The organism is Catenibacterium sp. AM22-6LB (genome assembly GCF_003435615.1).
Lineage (GTDB): Bacteria > Bacillota_I > Bacilli_A > Erysipelotrichales > Coprobacillaceae > Catenibacterium > Catenibacterium mitsuoka_A.
On record NZ_QTUM01000013.1, the window covers coordinates 443 to 20,273 of the forward strand.

At 47.6% G+C, this 19,831-nt stretch carries 14 protein-coding genes and 1 pseudogene; 2 read left to right on the forward strand and 13 right to left on the reverse strand.

From position 1 onward, the window contains the following. The first annotated feature begins 398 nt into the window (after positions 1–398). A complete protein-coding gene (locus tag DW269_RS04475) occupies positions 399–1,022 on the forward strand; it encodes a M48 family metalloprotease (RefSeq protein ID WP_255413833.1) in 624 nt (207 codons plus the stop codon). 278 nt (positions 1,023–1,300) lie between these two features. On the opposite strand, the gene DW269_RS04480 is transcribed toward DW269_RS04475, so the two are convergent. The 5 genes from DW269_RS04480 to DW269_RS12900 all read right to left on the reverse strand — a co-directional run bounded on the left by DW269_RS04480 (position 1,301) and on the right by DW269_RS12900 (position 11,148). Then, positions 1,301–2,713: a relaxase/mobilization nuclease domain-containing protein gene (locus DW269_RS04480; protein WP_002578945.1), complete on the reverse strand. Its 1,413-nt coding sequence runs from the start codon at positions 2,711–2,713 to the stop codon at positions 1,301–1,303. Positions 2,714–2,775: 62 nt separating this feature from the next. Beyond that, the gene (locus DW269_RS04485) at positions 2,776–3,060 is read right to left on the reverse strand and encodes a hypothetical protein (RefSeq protein WP_002578946.1); all 285 of its coding nucleotides are present in this window, start codon (positions 3,058–3,060) and stop codon (positions 2,776–2,778) included. Between the two features lie 116 nt (positions 3,061–3,176). Then, complete coding sequence (gene mobC, locus DW269_RS04490; RefSeq protein ID WP_002578947.1) at positions 3,177–3,509, reverse strand: plasmid mobilization relaxosome protein MobC; 333 nt, start codon at positions 3,507–3,509, stop codon at positions 3,177–3,179. Beyond that, positions 3,509–10,552: an LPD11 domain-containing protein gene (locus DW269_RS04495; protein ID WP_227612560.1), complete on the reverse strand. Its 7,044-nt coding sequence runs from the start codon at positions 10,550–10,552 to the stop codon at positions 3,509–3,511. The genes mobC and DW269_RS04495 overlap by 1 nt, the downstream gene beginning before the upstream one ends. 161 nt (positions 10,553–10,713) lie before the next feature. After that, positions 10,714–11,148: a TnpV protein gene (locus DW269_RS12900; protein ID WP_308066614.1), complete on the reverse strand. Its 435-nt coding sequence runs from the start codon at positions 11,146–11,148 to the stop codon at positions 10,714–10,716. Positions 11,149–11,215: 67 nt separating this feature from the next. Between DW269_RS12900 and DW269_RS12905 the strand changes: the two genes are divergently transcribed. Beyond that, positions 11,216–11,809: a hypothetical protein gene (locus DW269_RS12905; RefSeq protein WP_021386789.1), complete on the forward strand. Its 594-nt coding sequence runs from the start codon at positions 11,216–11,218 to the stop codon at positions 11,807–11,809. 48 nt (positions 11,810–11,857) lie between these two features. Here the strand turns inward: DW269_RS12905 and DW269_RS04500 are convergent, their stop codons facing one another. The 8 genes and pseudogenes from DW269_RS04500 to DW269_RS13185 form a co-directional block, all read right to left on the reverse strand. After that, the gene (locus DW269_RS04500; protein ID WP_015564218.1) at positions 11,858–12,061 is read right to left on the reverse strand and encodes a transposon-transfer assisting family protein; all 204 of its coding nucleotides are present in this window, start codon (positions 12,059–12,061) and stop codon (positions 11,858–11,860) included. Beyond that, positions 12,061–12,657 (reverse strand): YodL domain-containing protein, encoded by a 597-nt coding sequence (locus tag DW269_RS04505; RefSeq protein ID WP_002304389.1) that lies wholly within the window; start codon positions 12,655–12,657, stop codon positions 12,061–12,063. Before DW269_RS04505 ends, DW269_RS04500 begins: the two co-directional genes overlap by 1 nt. A gap of 13 nt (positions 12,658–12,670) precedes the next feature. Beyond that, on the reverse strand, positions 12,671–13,516 hold the full coding sequence (locus tag DW269_RS04510) for an LPD16 domain-containing protein (protein WP_002304387.1): 846 nt from the start codon (positions 13,514–13,516) through the stop codon (positions 12,671–12,673). After that, positions 13,513–15,588: a DNA topoisomerase 3 gene (locus DW269_RS04515; protein ID WP_002578949.1), complete on the reverse strand. Its 2,076-nt coding sequence runs from the start codon at positions 15,586–15,588 to the stop codon at positions 13,513–13,515. Before DW269_RS04515 ends, DW269_RS04510 begins: the two co-directional genes overlap by 4 nt. A gap of 177 nt (positions 15,589–15,765) precedes the next feature. Beyond that, entirely contained in the window at positions 15,766–16,998 is a 1,233-nt protein-coding gene (locus tag DW269_RS04520) for an ATP-binding protein (RefSeq protein ID WP_117458726.1), read from the reverse strand. Positions 16,999–17,149: 151 nt separating this feature from the next. Next, positions 17,150–17,833, reverse strand: a complete 684-nt coding sequence (locus tag DW269_RS04525) for a DUF4366 domain-containing protein (protein WP_002578950.1) — start codon at positions 17,831–17,833, stop codon at positions 17,150–17,152. Further along, on the reverse strand, positions 17,823–18,080 hold the full coding sequence (locus DW269_RS04530) for a DUF4315 family protein (RefSeq protein ID WP_002304378.1): 258 nt from the start codon (positions 18,078–18,080) through the stop codon (positions 17,823–17,825). The genes DW269_RS04525 and DW269_RS04530 overlap by 11 nt, the downstream gene beginning before the upstream one ends. Positions 18,081–18,094: 14 nt before the next feature. Next, positions 18,095–19,830: pseudogene (locus DW269_RS13185) on the reverse strand (C40 family peptidase). Position 19,831 lies beyond the last annotated feature (1 nt).

Here is a 19,831-nt window from a genome sequence, read left to right on the forward strand (position 1 = left end):
ATAAATCAAAAGGCCTATTTGGATATAAACTGACTCATGTCATAAAAGGAAGCAGAGAACTTTTTTTAACGAAATCACAACTGTGTTTCCAAGAGGCGATCTCTCTGCTTTCTTAAGTCTATTATAATGTATGCCTACAAAATAAAAGACTAGAAGTTAAATATAAGCAACTTCTAGTCAGTATGTTTATTTAGTGAAGAGAAGAACGATACATTAATAGTCGTAGCTATCAATCGTTGTTTACGAGCTTACCTTATGGATGTCTCAAGTTATAATGATTAACTTCTCTTCAGTGATATGATATCACTTCTAGATAAAATAAAAAACTAGAATTATTACTTGAATAACTTCTAGTTCTATAATACGAAAGAGTAGATATAAAACTTCGAGTTGTCCCGCTGGTTCAATATGTTTTAGATAAAGCAAAAGAGAACACATCATACTGTCCTAAAAAAGTGAAAGTGAAGATTATCCATGATCCTGCTCCAAATGCATTTGCTCTAGGTAGGCAAACACTATGCATAACTGACGGATTGCTTTTACTCTCCGATGATATGATACTTGGAATTCTCGCCCATGAGATCGGACATCTCTCATACGGACATACTGTTATCCAATTATTGATTGGCGGGGGCAATATATTTATATCCGGGTGCCTCCTGTTAATCAAAATATCCTACTGGATTTTTTCTGCAATCATGGGGCTGTTCGCAATATGCTCTCGTAGTGGTGTAATGGGTATAATTACCGCAGTTTTCGCAGGAATATCAACAGCACTTTCTTGGTTATGGGTAAAGTTCTGTATGCTTTTTCTGATGTGGTCTATGAGACAAAATGAGTATCTGGCTGATGAATTTGCTTATAAAATTGGTTTTGGTCTTGAATTAGCGACGGTATTAGACCAACATATCTCAGATGTTCCGCATGATGGTTTTCTCAGTGCAATATACTCAACTCATCCATGCAACGATGATAGGGTTGCAGCATTGCAAAATTTAGGTGTACCCTATTCTCGATACTAAATTCATAATCTCACAAATTGGCAAGCAGTGTAAACCTGTACAGGTTCACTCATTTTCTCGATTTTCCCTTCGGTGCAATCTTCGCAAATTTGCTTGTTGGGGAAGCATCCCCAATCCCCTTTGAACATCATCTGCCGATGATGGCTACACGATTTTCAATCGTTTCTCAAAGAACAGTAGAATAAAAATTTGCCCATGGTTGAAAGCACCGAAATCGAAAAGCAAAAAAGCAGCCACGATCCGCACCCTTTGGGGAGTGCAGACCGTGGCTTTTTGCTTTAACGGAAGTTCTTCTTTTCCTCTTTCTCTTTCTCTTTTTCCTGCTCTTTCTGCCTGTCGATATTCAAAATCGTTTCAACCGTCCGTTTGGCAATCAGCAGTTCTTCTTTCTCTTTTCTGATCTGACGGTACTCAGCGTAGTCCTGCTTTTTCTGGACTGCCAGCTGATGAAACTCCTCATACAATGATTGCATGGACGGGAGCTTTGTAATCTGCAATTCATCAAAGGCTTGCTTCGCCGCTTTATGAATTGTGATTTCCTGACGGTGTTCTTCAAAGAATTTTTTGCTATATCCAGACTTGCGGTACTCGATATAAATTTGCCTTGTGTTGCGATAATTTTTGATGTGCTGCTGCAACGCCTGAACCTCAACCATACGTTTCTCTGCGACCTTGATAGAATCAGAAAGCGCATCGAACCGGGCAGACAGATTTTCAATATGAGCAGTCAGATCGTCGTAGTTGCCCAAGCCTTTTTCTTTCAGTAGGATTACCGTTCGGGCAGCTTCTTTTCGGTTGAACTTCTTCGCCCACTTTTCATAACCGACCGTCTTGCCCTCGGCCATCTTTGCCTGAATATCAATCAGCATCTGGAACTGCTTCGGGGCAGGAGCCTTGGCAGAGCCGCCTTTTGATTTGTGCAGGTTCTTGCCGGAGATAACCGCTTGAATTTCCTCTTTGCTATATCCTTCGCCCAGGGAACGCAGCCGAATGAAACGCTTCTGATTCTCGCCCTTGAACGCAGGCTGCTTTCCATCCTTGAACTCAAATCCCATGTCAGCCAGAGCCTGAACAAAGCCATCAAAGCTCTTTGGTTTCTGCTTCAGCACCGCATCAATCGCATCACATAATTCGTCACGCTGGGTACGCTTCTTGGGATAAACAGTTCTTTTCTGGCGCTCCCGATACGGCTTCGGTGTAATAATGGACAGCCCGTGTTCCAGGCAAACCATATCACTGAGTCTTTGCACCGCCAGACCGGAAAGAAAGAAGTTTTTGAATTTCCGTGTGGCATCCAGCGAGGTCGAATTATAAATGATATGATTGTGAATGTGGGATTTGTCGATGTGGGTCGCAACGATGAAAGCGTGTTTTCCCTTTGTCCATCGCATCGCTGTTTCATAGCCGACTTGGTTCGCTTCTTCCGGGGTGATTTCTCCCGGCTTAAAGGACTGGCGTATCTGGTATGCGATGATATTGTTCTTCTGCTGTCTGCCGGTAATATGCTGATACTGCCGTTTGGAAAGCAGAAATTCCTCATCTGCTGTCTTTGGATCACACTCATAGGAACTGATAAATTCGCCATCATTGGTTTTTGCGGCATTTTGTGAGTAGTCGGTTCTGTCTGCCAAACATTGAGCGACCGTCTTTCCCTTATTCACATGGAGTGCAATCAATCTTGTCGCTGCCATTCCCATCACTTCCTTCCCAAAAAGAAAAAGCCACCGGTCGGTGACTTTTCTCTGATATTATCTTATGACCTGATAAATGCTCCCAGACTTTCTCCAATATTCTCGACTTTCATAACAGCCCAGACGAGCAAGAACACCGCTGCTATTGTCGCAATTCCAAGAACCACAAGAATAAGCAGGGACTGCCACAAAGCCTTTACAATGCAGTAAATCGCAGATCCGCCAATGACCAAGAGCAATAAACCAATTACATAGGACACAACATTTGTAAGCAGATTTCCAAGAATGCAAATCACTTTTACAACGAACAGCACCGGCAGTGCCAATATCTTCAATACCAGCTTCATAGGCTCAACCCCTTTCTTTTAATTATATTGTACAAGGGTATCTGCCATAACGCAATGATGTCAACCCTTATGTAAAAGCCGCAGCCGAAACTGCGACTTCCCAACAAGTTGTCGGATTACTGGATTGAGGACAGGCGAACAAGAACTTCTCTCATGTCCGTCCAGATCTCCTCCAGCCGTTTTTGCAAATCCTCAATGTCAGCACGATAGATGCTGCCTGTTTCGTTCGCTCGCTTTGCGTACTGGTTCAGGTTGTTGGAGCAGATTCGCAGGAGCGAAACCAGGGCTTTCACATCCTGCAAATCCAGTCTGATACAGTAACCATCCAGAGCCATTTTCCGCAGATAGGCTCCCATGCTGCGGATGCCAAGCTCGTCCATCTTCTCATGGATTCGCTCGACCTCCTCCTTGGATGCAAGGAAATGAACATCCTGATCTCGCTTTGCCATTACAACACCTCCTCACGGGTTTCAGAGTATTTTGCAGGCGGGATATGCTCCGCTTTGGATTTCAGATCAGCCAACACAGAAGGACGCTCTGACTCGCTTCTTTCGTCACGATTTTCCACAGAGTCCTCCATATTCAGGGCTGCATCCAGTTCTGCCAGTCGCTGACTTTTGGCTGTCAGCTCTGCTTCCTGCGGGAACGGTTTTCCAACCTCCGCCTTGGCTGCTTCCTGCTGATTGTAGAGATTATTCAACTGCTCATTGGCTCGTTCTAAGCGCTCAAGGATGCCTGCAAGGGCATTGTCCAGTCGGGTGATATTTCCTCGTGCGTCCGTTCCAAGGGCTACTCTGTGGCTCACAGCGCCCTTCAGGGTCACATCGAACTCGTTCCGGAAACTGTCAAACGAAAGCTCCATCTGAAAGCCACGGTAACTGCCAAGAGGAACCGGATCGGCACTTTTCGTGTCCTTACAAGCCGCAAGGAGGATTTCACCGGCATCTGCCTTTTCGGTGTAGGCTTTGCCCATGATTTCCATGCCGCAAAAGCCATCGGCAATCTGCGGGTGTGCTTCCACGGTTTTAATATCAGCTTCAAAGCCATGAATATAGCCTGTCTGCTTTTCAATCTCAGCCGGGAAGTATTTCAGAAGCTTATCTTCCATACGGTACTGCTGGCTCTGGTGGTCAGCTTTCAGCACCTTCAGCCTTGCCACATCAATGTCCAAGTCCATCTTTTCCTTGATAAGCGGATTGCCGGCACACAGCGCCTTGATCTCCGCATAGGACAGCGCCTGCTCATCCACATCGTCACAGGAGCGAACCGGTGATTTGGAGGTCATAATCTGAGAAATAAACTTCTGCTTGTTTTCCAAGGTCTGATACAGGTAGGCATCGAAGGTTCCCTCGGTCACATACTGATACACCTGAACCTCTTTGTTCCGGTTGCCCTGACGGATGATACGACCGTTTCTCTGGGTCATATCAGACGGACGCCAACCCACATCCAAGTGGTGAACTGCCACCAATTTGTCCTGGACGTTGGTTCCTGCACCCATCTTTTGCGTACTGCCAAGAAGCACTCGCACCTGCCCGGTACGAACCTTGGCAAAGAGGTCTTTTTTCTTTGCCTCGGTATCTGCATCATGGATAAAGGCAACTTCTTCCGCAGGCACACCGTTTGCAATCAGCTTGGTTTTGACATCATCATAGACATTGAAGGTTCCATCATTTTTCGGTGTGCTAAGGTCGCAGAACACCAACTGGGTCAATTTGTCAGCCTGACCGTCCTGCCAGATACGCAGGATATTTCCCACGCAGGCATTGAGCTTGCTGTCAGGGTCATCGGGTAACAGGGTGTTCATTAGCCGCTGATCCAGTCCCAATTTTCGTCCGTCGCTGGTAATCTTGAGCATATTATCGACGGACGGGTCTACAATACCGGCATGAACATCTGCTGCTCTCTCTGAAAGGGAAGCCACCATATCCTTCTGGTACTCAGAGGGCTGAACCACAACCGTTTCAAACTTTGCTTCGGGAACAGGGAGATGCAACTGGTCAGAGGTCTTGATGTCGGCAACCTCCTTGAACATATTCATCAGTTCAGGCAGGTTGAAGAACTTCGCAAATCGGGTTCTGGCACGATAGCCGGTTCCCTCCGGTGCAAGCTCAATCGCAGTTGTTGTTTCTCCGAAGGTCGATGCCCAGGAATCAAAATGGGTCAGGTTCTTTTGCTGGAGCGTACTGTACTGGAGATAGCGCATGACCGTATAAAGCTCGGTCATCGAGTTACTTACTGGAGTACCGGTTGCAAAGATCACACCACGCCCGCCGGTCAGCTCATCCATATAGCGGCACTTCATAAACATATCCGAAGATTTCTGGGCTTCGGAGGTGGACAGACCTGCCACATTTCGCATTTTTGTGTAGAGGAACAAATTCTTGAACGCATGGCTTTCGTCCACAAACAGCCGGTCTACACCCAACTGCTCAAAGGTAATGACATCATCTTTCTTGTCAGCGGCAAGGAGCTTGTCCAGTCTGGCTTCCAATGATTTTCGTGTTTTCTCCATCTGCTTGATCGTGAAGTTTTCGCCACGCTGCCATTTCAGCTCCGCAATCGCACCCTCGATCTCATCAATCTGCTCCCGCAGCTGCCGTTCCTGTCGTTCGGCAGAAAGCGGGATTTTTTCAAACTGGCTGTGACCGATGATGACTGCATCATAGTCACCCGTTGCGATACGAGCGCAGAACTTCTTACGGTTTGCTGTTTCAAAATCCTTCTTGGTGGCAACAAGGAGCTTGGCACTCGGATAGAGGTGCAGGAACTCGTTTGCCCACTGTAAGGTCAAGTGATTCGGCACAACGAACAGGGATTTCTGGCTCAATCCAAGCCGTTTACTCTCCATAGCCGATGCAGCCATCTCGAAGGTCTTGCCCGCACCAACTTCGTGTGCAAGCAGCGTATTTCCACCATATAGCACATGAGCGATAGCATTTCTCTGGTGTTCACGGAGGGTAATATCCGGGTTCATGCCGCCGAAACGGATATGAGAGCCATCATACTCACGAGGTCTGGTGGAGTTAAAAAGTTCGTTGTACTTGGTGGAAAGGGTTTCTCGTCTGTGCGGATCTCTCCAAATCCAATCTCGGAACGCATCCTTGATTGCCTGCTGTTTCTGCTGTGCCAGGGTAGTTTCTTTTTTATTGAGGACACGCTTCTGCTTACCATCTGCATCTTCAATCGTATCATAGATACGAATATCCTTCAGATTCAGCGTTTCCTCCAGAATCCGATATGCGTTGGCTCGCTCTGTACCGTAGGTGACATACGCCGCCACATCGTTGTAGTTGGGAGAACTCTTACCGTTGATGCGCCACTCTGCGGTCAGCTCGGAGAACTTGACCTCAATGGAACGGCGCAAGTAATACGGCGTTTCAAAGGTTTCCTCCATGAACTGCTGAATATAATCGGCATCAATCCATGTTGCACCCAAACGCACATCAATCTCGGACGCATCCAAGTCCTTCGGCTGTGCTTTCTGCAAGGCTTCCACATTGATGTGGAAGGAAGAATCCCTGTCTGCCGCCATCTGTGCGACACGCAGCTTGCTTCTTACATCACCGGAAAGGTAATCATCGGCAGTCTGCCATCCAACTTCCACAGCATCGGGAGCCATCGGGTCTTTGAAGATCACCCCTCGAAGCTCTGCCTGAATCGCATCGTATTCTCCAGGTGTTCCAAGCAGCTGTGCCATAAACGGCAAATCCACCTTGCCACGCTCACCGATAGAGATTGCCAGAGCTTCGGACGGCGTATCCACGCTCGTCACTCTGCGTTCCGGCTTGATGGTTCGCTTGGTGAACATATCCGCCTTGCTTTTCAGATTGCCGTCCTCATCCACATTTTCCAGAGAACACAGGAGATAGTAGGAGGAATCGTCAGCAAATGCCTGACCATTGGCTCGATTATTGATAAGCCCGTTCTTTGCGGCAAACGCATCGTAGGCATCATTCAGTTCTGCCTGTTTCTGAGTAATCATTTCATCCGGGTAATCCTCAAGCTGATATTCGATCAGCTCGTTGACGATACCACGAAGTTCCACCATGCCCATCACACGGTCTTTTGCTTTCTCATTCAGGTCTACACGGCGCATCAGGGAGTTTTCACGGAAGTACACATTGCCATCCACCACGGTATAAGAGAAATTCTTTACATCCGGGGTTGCAGGAATGGTTTCGATTTCCTTACCCTTGTCAGCTTCGGGAAGCTCCACAGCCTGATAGGTTCCTTGGATGTGGGAAACTGCTTCTTTCAGAAGTTCGGACAGTTCCATGCCCTCAATGGGACGCACTGTAATGTCCATGCCGTAGGCGGTACTTTCTTCCACCGTATCGCCCAGAACCATTTCAGGATGAGCGACAAAGTAGCTGTTCATGGTGTGTCCTTCTTCGGTGCGGTCAAGGTTTACCCATTCCGGTACAATGTCAATCGGATGGTCACGCTTTTGCAGGAACAGGATGTCGGACACGACTTCCGTGCCTGCGTTTTTCTTAAAGGCATCGTTTGGCAGACGGATTGCACCAAGCAGTTCCGCCCTCTGCGCCATATATCGCCTTGCGTCAGAGTTCTTGGAATCCATGGTGTAACGGCTTGTCACAAAAGCGACCACACCACCGGGACGAACCTGATCCAAAGCCTTGGCAAAGAAATAGTTGTGAATGGAGAATCCCAGCTTGTCATACGGCTTGTCGGACACTTTGTAGTTGCCGAAAGGGACATTACCCACAGCCAGATCGTAAAAGTCTCGGCGGTCTGTCGTTTCAAAACCGGCTACTTTGATTTCTGCGTTGGGATAGAGCTTCTGAGCAATTCTGCCGGTGATGGAATCCAGTTCCACACCATACAAACGGCTGCTCTGCATTTCAGGAGGGAGCATACCAAAGAAGTTGCCGATACCCATAGCAGGCTCCAGAATATTTCCTGTTTCAAAGCCCATCTGTCCGACCGCATCGTAGATGGAGCGAATGACCGTAGGGCTGGTGTAATGTGCGTTCAGGGTGGAAGCTCTTGCCGCAGCATATTCATCTTCGGAAAGCAGGTTTTTCAGTGTCTGATACTCCTTCGCCCAATTTCCCTTGTCCGGGTCAAAGGCATCTGCCAGACCGCCCCAACCGACATAATTCGACAAAATCTCCTGTTCTTCGGTAGTGGCGTTCCTGTTCTCGCTTTCCAGTTTGAACAGAGTTTCAATGGCTGCGATGTTTCTTGCGAATTTCTGCTTCGGTCCACCTTCACCGATGTTGTCATCCGTGATGTGGAAGTTCACCGCAGGAACAGGTGGGATTTCTCTGGTGGTGATGGACTGCTCAAGCTGAGCGATAATGTCCATGACTTCGGCATTCTGCCATCCGTCCACCTGGGCATAATCCTGAATGATGGTGTCCTTTCCATCTACGCACTGTACGAAGTCCAGACTACCCGGCAGATCTCTGGTATTCATTGCACCCAGGGCTTTTCTCTGCGTGTCAGGAAGTGCATAGTAGGCTCGCAGGGCATCATCAAAGGAACTGTATTCCTTGATGTCCAGCGCACCCCGCTTCTGAATGTCCTCGGCAACATAAAAATGATCGATGAAGTGTTCCGGTTCCTGCTGTTCGGGTTCCGCACTGGCTCTGACCTGTGCGTGTGCCTTTTCGTCAGGGTAGTCCCCATAGATACGGATGCACTTATGCTCCTGCTGATCGTAAACGGCAGCACCATCGTACTTGAATCCGTCATCCTCCATGGTTCCGTCCACATAGCCCTGGGCAGCTTTTTCCGCTTCTTCCAGAGTGTAGTAGTCCAGTTTATCATCGAAGCCGTTTTCAAAGTGATGGTAGGCGGCAACCAGATAGCGGGGAGCCATGCGCTCCTCGTAGCTGTTAATCATCTCAGGTGTCAGCCATTCTGGTTTGTCGGGAATCATTTCATACAGCTCACGCATCTTGGCAATCTGTGCATGGCGGTTGCCTGCCCACAGATGCTTTTCGCTGTGCTGTCCTGCACCAAGGAAGTATTCGCAGTCCATACGCAGACGGTCTAACAGCTGATACTCAGGGGTGTAGTCCCTCGGTTCGGTTTTGCCCAGAAAATCCTCTGTAACGGGCTTTTCTTCGGTTTGGGCATCAACCCTTACCGCATGGTTTCTTTCGTCCTGAGAGAGCATACGCTCGAAATTCTCACGATTCTCGGCACGGAAGATGGGATAAGCAAGCGTAGGGTCACGCAGCTGAACTTCTCTGTCCGTGATCTGCTCCACACGGAAAGCTGTATCGTCCAGATATACCGTGTCACCGACCTGATAATTCCATTTCGGTTCCTCGGAAGCAGATGCTTCCACAACTTCGGCAGGCTCTGCCACAGGCGCTTCTGGCTGAACCGACTCCATCGCAGCTACGGACTGACGAACTTCCTCCAAATAGTCATTGGCAAGCCATTCGTCCGTGAAGTATTCCGTAACGCCTTCCGGGTCTACATAGTAGTCATCGGTCTGATTATCCCAGATCGCATACTCGCCATCCTCGGTATCAATCACTGCGAAACGGTCATAAACATCTTCCAACGGATCAGTTTTAGCTTCTTCGATAGCCTGTCGTTCCGCTTCTTCCTCCGGGCTGAGGTAGCGTCCCTTTCGTATCAGACCGTCGATTCTCTGCACCACCTGCGCCCAGGACATCTGCAATTTATCGCAACCGCTCTTGGTGTAAGCAACACCCTTGGCATCGTGATCCTGACCGCTGTGCGTTGCACCAGAGCAGGCATGGGAATGACCACCGGTTCCGTATTCATGCTTCAGGAAGTCCATCTTTTCCTTGGCAGAATGATTCTCCTGCCAGTAGTTATAAATACGGGCTTTACCACCGGAAAAGCCGCTTCCACGGGTCAAGTCTGCATTGACTTCATCATCCGTAATGAACTGGCGGACAAGGGGCATCTGCATCATATCGGTCTGATACTCACGCAAAGGCATATTCAACTCATACAGCTGTTTCTGAATGAGATTCAGCTTGTGATAGTGAAAACGAAGCAGATCGGGATTTTCCGCAAGGGTTTTTCTAAATTCCGAATACTGCTGTACCAAGGTTGCGTGGAAACGAGGGTCATCCAACTTTTCAGCCAAGTCTGCGGTTTCGTCAGGGAAACCACGAAACGGTTCCTGATGAAGAATTGCCAGATAGTTGCTGGAACGGGCTTCTTCACTCAAATCGTGATAAAGATGCCACAGGGATTCTGCCAACTTCTGACGCTCATATCCGGATGCTTCTACCAGTTCCACATTAGTTGCGAACCGACCATTTTCAAGCAGTTCTCCAATGCGCTCGGCAACCGTTTCCCAAGAAACGATCTGCGCTCTGGGGCTGTCAATGGCAGAGGAACCTTTGGCAAGGTGGATACCGTCCTCGGCATACCACGCACAGATATTCCCGCTATCTTCTTTCAGACCATAGCCGCCGTGATAGACCTGCTTTAAGGTCTGAACGATTTCTTCCAACGGCTTCTGCTTCATATATTCCAGCGCTACGACTTTTCGGGCTTCATCGGTATTGCTACCAAGCAGAAGGAAGTGGTCGATTTCTTCCTGGGCAAAAGAAAAAGCAGAGGGCGTAAAGCTCTCTGCTCGGTCGATAAAACTGATTTGTTCATTTTCGGAGAGGAAAAGGTTCAGACTCAGCTGTTGATAAGCTCCGTCATCACGACTTCCTCCGCCTGTGCTTTCAGGCTGTTCATGTGCTGCACCCACGCCATCTGCTGCGTTTCCTTGTCCGGTGCGGGGCTGTCCTTCAGGTACTGCTCCATCAGAAACTCCACTCTGGCTTTCGCTGTTTCCTCGATCTCCCACAGGTGCGGGAACAGGCTCTCCGTCAGAATCATGTCGTTCAGGAGCATCGGATTGTTCTGTTCCAAAAATGCTCGACGCATCCTGCCGTACTTGCCCAGAGGTTTCTCTCCCTCGTTCTCCAACTGAAGGTTCGGAATCTGATAATCTCCGGCCTGTCTGTAAGTCATCTCGCTCATAATCTGTACTCCTTTCGGTAGCTTTAATCTGCTCATGTTCTCCAATCGCTTTTTCGATTTCCTGAAACATCCTTGTGCTGATGGCATTCACCGCAGTACCAAGGGCATTTACCGTCTGTCTGGTGTTAAAATCAAACACCTTCTGGAAATCCTCATGCTCGAAGTAGTTGTCGGGACTTTCCACGAACCGGCAATACATCGTATAGGATACGCTGTTTGCCACCGCATTTTTGAAAGCTACTTCGATGTTGAGTTCATCATACTCCTCAAGGAAGCTGTTGGCAACGATGTCGAGGAACTGCTTTTTGTAATCGTCCCAATACTCAGCCGCCAGTGCGGATGCAATATCTTCAAGCTGTGCTTCCAGTACCCCGTCAGCGGCAACACCGAAGGTACGCTCCATCGCTTCCATGACATAGGAGCGGTTTTCAGGCGTCACCTCCCACGGTTTCAGTTCCGGGGAAGAACGGCGAACGCCGGTATCCGCCACATCAAACACATAGCGCAGATACGGTTTATCCCTGTTCATCACAAACAGAGCAATGCCGGTAGAGCCACGCTTTACATATCTGCGGTAATTTTCAGCGTTCCAGTCCTCATAGGGCTTGCAAAAGGTCGCATTGGGGCGCTGAGCATAAATCATCACCTGTTCCGGATAGGTGAACTCATAGTTGCGGGACATCGTTCTCAAAAACGAAGTCCAGTTATCTGTGTTCGAGGTGATTTTCCCAATCGTTTCTTTTGCTAATCCGGAATAAAATCGCTCTTTTGCGTTCATTGTATCCCTCCAATCCTATCAATCCGGATAAAGGTTCAGCTTCTCAAAGGCGGCATCGTCCATGGCTGAAACTTTACGGAGAACCGAGTCTGCCAAAGCAAAAAGCTCTGACTCGTCCTCCGAAAGCTGTTCCTTCATCAGTGTCAGTGCTTCACACAGCCCTGACCTTGTGCCAGGGCTGTAAAGCATCATCATGTTCCGCTCATCCTGTGTGAAATCCATCATTCAATCTCCCTTTCCGGGTGGCTCTTGGGCGGCTTATGGGAAACATCCGGCACGGGCTTTTCCTTTAACTGCTCCAACACCGAAGGACGTTCCTCTAATCCGGACGCTTTTCCGTTATTGATGATACCGTCAATCATCCCATAATCATCTTCCATTGCCATCTCTGCGTTTTTCAGGTAGTTTTCGGACTTCATAAAGTTTTCCAGCTTCTGAAACCCAACAGAATCTACATAGTGAAAGGATACCTCACCGACTACCTTTAAGGCTACGATGTCGCTGACCGACATACTGTGACCACGGAAATCATCCGGGTGGTCAATATTGAACTTTACATACAAATCTTCCAGCTGCCGATTCACATCCTCGGACATAGAAATGGAGCCATGATAGACCACCTCGTAACGGTCAATCTCAGGCTCCATTTCTTTCTTCTGAAGGTAGCTGTAATTTGCAAACATGAGCGGGATATTATCGTCTACATCTTCCCGCAGCTGAAGAATCGCATAGGAATCCGTGGGGCTTTCCAGAAAAGCAACCATTCTGTCATCCGGGGTGGTATTTCCGTGAACATCATCCCATTTTTCGTTTTTCATATCCGTGTCCTCCTTATCGTTCAGGCTCTTTGCGTTTGGGAGAGGGACTGGCAGGCGCAGCTTTTTCTGCGGCCTGTGCCAGTTTTTCCATGACCGACTCACGCTTCGGAGAGTCGAGCTTATCCAGCTGACTTTTCAGCACTTTGGCAACCTCAACCGCAGTTTCCTCACGGGCTTCTTCAATGGCTGTATTCAGGAACTCACGATACGGAGCCGTATTACCAGCGGCAAGATCTGCCTTGATTTCTTGGATATGCGCCTGCACATCATCGACCTGATCCATATATTCATAGGGGTCGAAGTTCTCTGCAAAACGGTCGAGCTTAAAAGCAAGCTCAGCGATAGGGTCATTGACCACCACCGCCTGTCTGCCGACTTCAAAAGCCTGCTCCATGACATCCTCATAGAACATTGCCCGCAGTTCCCGGCGCTCCAGCCCGAAGGATTCCAGAATATCCCGGCGGACTTCGAGCATGGACAGTTCAGGGTTATCAACCTGACCGCCATCAATCTCGTTGTAGTTTTCATCCAACAGGGTGTAGTCGTAACCATCTTCGCAGGTCTGCACCGCAAGGATTCTATCCTTTCCGACCTTCCATGCGGCTTCATCGCCCATAATCTCAGGCTCCGGCATATAGCTTGCGCCGTTGCGCTCCATAATTTCTGCAAACTGGCAGATATGAAACACATTGTATCCGATCTGCGTATGATACTCGTCAATGAAGGTGCAGGGCTTCACAACCATTTCATCCGGGTAGTGAATCTGCACACAGCTGCCATCGGGGATATGAAACAAATCCTTATAATGGCTGTCGATAAATCGGATTTCCTTACCATCCGGGTTGTACTCATTTGTCATTTGCGCTTTCCTCCATTTTCAAATTCCATACTGAACTTCGTTTTGCCATCATCTGATACCTCCATAAAGACGGTGGCATCAAAGGTGTTGCCCGTTCTTTCGGACTTGCAATTCTTGAGCTTTACCTTGCCGGAACCAAGCAATTTCTGCGCCGTGGCAGAAGTCATGCTCTTGCCGATGCTCGCAAAGTAGCGATTGTTTTTCCAGAGGGCAAATTTGCAAGCTCTGTTGGAACAGAAAAATGCCTTGGCTTTGTCCTCTACAGCACTGCCGCAGAGCGGGCATTTGCCGATAGAATTGGCTTCTTTCGACATCATAACCTCGGAATCACGGATTACTTCATAGTTCTGAATCAGACCGGCAATCACATCTTTGATCTCGTCCATAAAGTCCTCGCTGGCATATTCGCCTTTCTCAATGAGCAACAATTTTTCTTCCCAATCCGCCGTCATGGATGGGGACTGAATCTGTTCCGGCATGACTGTTACCAGAGCCGTACCCTTGTGGGTCGGAATCAGGTGTTTGGTTTTCTTATCACCCTTACGCTCCAGAAAACCGATGCGAACCAGCTTCTCAATGATACCGGCACGGGTCGCAGGCGTTCCCAAACCTTTGCGCTCCACCTCATCAGGCATTTCGTCCGCACCGGCAGTTTCCATAGCAGAAAGCAGAGTATCCTCGGTAAAGTGTTTAGGGGGAGATGTTTTCCCTTCCTTGATTTCCGTGCCGCTGACGGTCATTTCGTCACCAACGGAAACAGAAGGGAGTGTCTGCACGTTTTCGTCGGATTTTGTCGAATCATTTTTCTGAACCAGAGCTTTCCATCCATCCTGCACAACAGTTTTGCCTTTGGTGGAAAACACGGTACCGCCACAGTCCAGCTCAATAACTGTCTCTGCGTATCGGTGCGGATCGCCAACAGCTACGCACAACCGATTCGAGATCAGTTGCAAAATTGCAAGTTCACCCTTGGGAAGTTCGCTCAGATTGCATTTCTGCAATTCTCTGGTCGGAATGATGGCATGGTGATCTGTGACCTTTTTGTTATTCACAACCTGCTCTGCATGAACTGGTATGTTATCCACATCCTCCACGGGGAATGTGTGGAAAGCCAGCTTTACGAGGTCGGTCAGGCTATGTGCCATATCTTCCGTCAGAAACCTGCTGTCGGTACGGGGATAAGTGACCAGTTTCTTTTCATAGAGGTTCTGCGTGTAGTCCAAGGTCTGCTGTGCCGTGTAGCCAAGCACACGGTTGGCTTCTCTCTGTAAACTGGTCAGGTCATAGAGCGCAGGCGGCTTTTCTGTTTTCTCCTTACATTCAGCTTTCTGAACGATTGCCACCGAACAGCTTTGTTTGACAGCTTCGGCTGCTGCCTTGGTTTTGAAGCGTTCGCTTGCAGCCGTAAAACCATCCAATCCAATCTGAACTGTGTAGAACAGTTCAGGCTTGAATGCGGAAATGGCAGCTTCTCGCATAACAGCCATAGCAAGGGTAGGGGTCATAACACGACCAACATTCAGGGTCTGCCCGTAAAGGGTCGAAAAAAGTCGAGTAGCGTTAATACCAACAATCCAGTCGGCTCGTTCTCGACACAGTGCTGCTTCATACAAAGCATCATATTCCGTTCCAGACCTGAGATTTTCAAAGCCCTCCTTGATTGCTACATCTTCCATCGAGGAAATCCAAAGCCGCTCAAACGGCTTTCTGCACCCGGCTTTGTGGTACACCAACCGAAAGATCAGCTCGCCCTCACGACCGGCATCTGTTGCACACACAAGACTCGCAACATCTTCTCTGGCCATGAGCTTTTTCAGAATCCCAAACTGTTTTTTCGTACCGGCAGAAACCTCATACTGCCAGTCCATCGGGAAGATAGGAAGGTCTGCATAAGCCCATTTGCTGTACTTCGCATCATAGACTTCCGGCTGTGCCAGCTCCACCAAATGCCCTACACACCAGCTGACCACATATCCGTTTCCCTCTAAGTAGCCATCCTCACGCTTGGCAGCACCTAACACTTTGGCAATACTCTGTGCAACCGAAGGCTTTTCAGCCAAAACTAATTTCATTTGCATCTGCTCCTTTCACAAAAAAATAAGCAGCCACACACCGTAGTGCATGACTGCTATGTAAAAAGTTCGGAAAGGATTTTTGCAACCTGATACAATTTTCTGTTCTACAATCTCCGTCATAATAAAAATATCTCCATCATTTCAAAAGAGAATGACGGAGATATTTCACCTTGCTTATTCTTGTAGCAACCAATCGGCTATATCGTGAATTTCGATTCCTTCATAGCTATATTGGGGATGTTTGGTTCTGGCAATAATCATTTTCGGATAAGCGTCTCGAATCTGAAGCAGAGGAGAGCATTCTCTCTCAAATGTTTCCTGCCCGGAAATGTTGTCGCTGACCTGAATATAAATCTTTTCGCTACCTCTCTGAGCAACAAAGTCGATTTCCTTTTGATAGAGCTTGCCGACATAGACATCATATCCACGGCGAAGAAGCTCGATACAAACAACGTTTTCATATACTCTGCCATAGTCTATATTTCTGCTTCCCAGTATTGCATATCGAATACCGCTGTCACACAAATAGAACTTTTCAGAGCTTTCAAGGTATTTCTTACCTCGGATGTCATATCTCTTAATATCATAAAATACAAAAGCATTGCACAAATACTTAATGTACTTGCCGACGGTTACATGATTGGTTGGAGTCTCATTTGCTGTCAGTAGCTGACTGACCTTATTCGGAGAAGTCAGGTTGCTGATATTATCCATAAGGAACTCGCTCAGACGTTGTAAAACCAAAGTGTCCGGGAGAGTATATTTCTGTACCAAATCCCTTGTAACAATCGTTTCGTAGACCTCTTTGATATAGTTTGTTCTGTCTTTTTCGGTTCTATAAGCATAGGAACCTGCTAAACCGCCCTTGATAGCGTACTCATCAAAGAGCTTATCTTTGTCACTAATATCATCATAATACTGGCAATATTCCTGGAAGCTGAAAGGAAACACATGAATTTCAATATAGCGTCCGGTAAACAGAGTTGCCAGATCTGCACTCAACAGGAAAGCATTAGAGCCTGTTACATAGATGTCGTATTTTCCCTTAGAGTACAGGCTATTGATTGCCAACTCAAACTTGGGACACATCTGAACCTCGTCTACAAACAGGTAGTTCGTTTTTCCTTCCTGATAATGTTCTTCCACATAGGCGTGTAAGGCATGGTATTCCTTGATTTCTTCATACGCCAAATCCATGAAGTCGATGAAGATAATATTGATGTTTTCAAAATTGCTTTTCAGATACGCAATATACGCCTGCATCAATTTGGACTTACCAGATCGACGAATGCCCGTGATGATCTTGATGTCAGGAGTACCATTCAGTTCAATGATTCTATCGAGATATTTTGCTCTCGTGATTGTTTTCATATAGTCACCCGCTTTCAAAAATTGAAATTTTTTCATTTCTCGAAACCGCTTCGCTGTACTTATTATACTGTCTGCTAATAGTATATGCAAGATGTCACTTTCAAAAACGCAAATTTTTTTATTTTTTGAAAGCGGAAACTATGTAAAGGCAACCCGAAGGCTGCCCCAGGCATCAAGCCTATCCTGTTTACACAGGTTCATTATCATCTTCATCGACGGAGCTATCTTCATCGTCGTCCTCAAACTCCGGATCGTACCCATAGTCCTCGTCATCGTCCACATAATCAGCATCTGGGTCAGGCTTTGCCGCTTCCTGTGCCTTCTTCTTTTCCTGGACTTTCTTAAATACGAAGAATCCACCACCACAGGCAAGCACAATCAGAGTAAGAATCGCCGGGAGCATATTTGTGGATTTCGGCTTTTCCTCCGGTGTCGGTTCTGTAATTTCAGGAACTGTTTCAACTACTTCCGGCTTTGTTTCCTCAACCGGCTTGGTGAACTCTGCAACTTCTTCCTCGTCCATCAGCTTGAGCAGGTCGGCTTCATCCACCTGATTCAGAAAATGCACGGTTTCCTCGCCCTTATCATCACGGTCAATGATGATATAGAAGTAGTTTCCGTTTTTGGTTACAGCGGTAATGAACTGCTTTCCGCTTTTCGTAGGCGAGCCAGCGTCATCAACCAAAGTCAGATTGCCGTCGGGAGTAAGCGGTAGCATCGGCTCCTCCGGCTCTGTTTCGGGAACTTTTTCTTCGACCGCAGGTTCTTCAGTCGCTACGCTTTCATCTACATAGGCAAATGCCGTTGTAGAAAACACGCCAAAACACATTGCACACGCCAGCAATGCGGCTCCAATTTTCTTAAATCTCATTCTGCGTTTCCTCCTCATTCATAGTATTGATCGTATCAGGCTTCGGAGCCATATCCGCAGCAAACATACGGAGCAGCTCGGAAAGCTGTTCGGGATTCAGGTTCGCAGCATGAACCATCTCATGGATTTCGGAATTTTCCTCCTCACGGTATCTGCGTTCCAGGTCTTTCACCTTAGCATCCCATTCTGCCCGTTTCTTACGGGCTTTTTCAAGGTCTGCACCTATTCTGTCTAACTTGGCACTCAATCGCCATCCCTCCTTTAGTTTCTGATTCTGCCGAAGCAGTAAAAATGCTGTTGCCAGTAATTCGATTCGATAGAAGCGTAGGAAATGGGGTTTCCGCAGTGGATCATCATACCATTGCCAACATAGATACCAACGTGTGATGCACCGGAGGTATCATAAGTGCCTTGGAAGAAAATCAAATCTCCCGGTTTGGCAGAGCTTTTCGGGATAATGTCGCATACGCCCATCAAACCGTTTGCGGTCAAACGACCAACACTCCAACCGTTTCCGCAGTGATTGATTACATAGGAAACAAATCCGGAGCAGTCAAAGGAGGTAGACGGGCTGCTGCCGCCCCACACATACGGGTATCCCAGATATTTTTCAGCTTCCCGAATCATATTGGCAAATCTTGTGTCTGTCAGCGCTTCGCCCGGAATATCATAATCGGTGTACTCGCCGCCAGGGGTGGCGTAAATGTCATTTCCGAAAATATCCGGTCTGTTGCCCCTTGTCTGAAGCAAAATTCTATATCGCTCCATATCATCTTCCGACAAGCCGGAATTTGAAATCACACTGTTCAAGCCCTTATTTCTGAGCTTCACATTCAGAATATAATATTCGTAATCTTCTTCCTCTGTTGTTGTCTCTCCCGTTTCGGGATCAGTAGAAGATGTTGTTCGTGTACGAATCTCTACTACTTCCGTCAGGGTCAGCTCATATTGTTGCTCAAATAGCCATTGCAGGGTAGCCTGCACCTCATCTCTGGTGTAATCCTCAAACTTCACCGTCAAATACGCCGCCAGCTCATAAGGATTGTGGTGATTTCATCAAGGTCATACCGGTACTCGTCATATCCGCTATGAGTACGCTCGATATTATTGATTTTATTGCGGAGCGCAGCTTCCAAAGCCTTGTAATCATTGTCCGCACCAATAATATCTTCCTCTTTTGCAGTAAAAGAAGTTCCCAGAATGATCTGTGTGCCGCCTTGGAACATAGCCGAACAAGACGAGAACATCCCTGAGAGTATCATAAAAAGCAGTCCGGCAATCAAAACAAACAGAATCGTTTTAGAGTGTGTGGTGCAGAACTCCGTTACTCTTTCTGTGATGTTCTTGGCTCCCTGAGCTGCTTTGCCCGTTGCCTTGCCTGCACCCTTAGATGCAGAAGCCGTTGTCGAAGCGGTATTCTTACCGGCTTTGGCGGCAGCATATTCTTTCTTGATTGCCCTTTTCTGTTGCCAACGGGAAAAGGGATTGGAACCGGCATCGGGGTTGTCCTTTTTGAACTTCTCATACAGGGCATTTACATTTGCTTTATCTGACTTCTCAACCAGCTTTTCCGCCTTGTCGTAGGCTTTCAGCTTGTGACTGTAAACGGCATGATCGACGGTATAGACAGTGGATTCAACAGCCTTGGTCGTTTCCTGCACAGCCTGAACGCCGATATTATCATCCTCATATTCTGACACCGCCCGATGTGCTTTGGATGTGAGCGTGACTGCGGCACCACGGCTTGCCATGTGCTTTGCCACAGATGGGCGCTCGATTTCCGTAAACTCCGCTTTTTCAAAACGGAGCTTTGCTTTACGGGAACCGGCTGCATCTGTTTCCAGCTTTAGCTTCGGCTTTGCCTTTTTAGAAGCCAATTTGTCTGCCGCTTTTTCAGCCCTATCAACCGCCTTATCTGCACGGTCGGCAGCTTTCTTCACATGAGAATCTGCAAGGTCATCTTCGGTAAAACGGAGTCGTGTAGGTCTTTTCGCCATA